Raw genomic sequence first — 464 nt, 5'->3', positions numbered from 1 at the left:
TGCCGCGCGCCGAGCAGCGCGCCCGCGGCGAGCGCGAGACTTCCCGCCGCGGCGTCCTCACCCGCGCGACGGACGTGAGCACCCGCCTGTCGCGGAGCACTCCGGACCACGACCTCGTCGAGCGAGTCCGCCAGGCCGCCGACCGTGTCCTCGAAGGGCACGACCGTATCGGCGTCGGAGGGCAGCGGGGCCCCGGTCATGATGCGGACGGCGGATCCGGGCGGAAGCTCCGGGTCGTCGCCACTCCCCGCGGGCACATCCGCCACGACCCGCAGCGTCACGGGGCGGGTGACGGACGCGCCCGTCACCTCGGTGAAGCGCACCGCGAACCCGTCCATGGCCGAGTTGTCGAACGCGGGGACGGCGTTGCGCGCGCGTGCGGGCTCCGCGAGCGTCGAGCCCACGGCGTCGGAGAGCCGCCGCTCCACCGGCGGACGTGGCTCGACCGCCGCGAGCACGAGCGC

Annotated in this window: 1 pseudogene; it reads right to left on the bottom strand. The window is 76.5% G+C overall.

Features of this window, described 5'->3' with window-relative positions:
- Positions 1 to 464, bottom strand: a pseudogene (locus DW309_RS03420) (gephyrin-like molybdotransferase Glp); the annotation flags it as partial.

The sequence above is a fragment of the Microbacterium sp. K41 genome (assembly GCF_004794395.1).
GTDB classification, from domain to species: Bacteria; Actinomycetota; Actinomycetes; order Actinomycetales; family Microbacteriaceae; genus Microbacterium; species Microbacterium sufflavum.
This window is presented reverse-complemented; position numbering and strand designations above follow the sequence as displayed.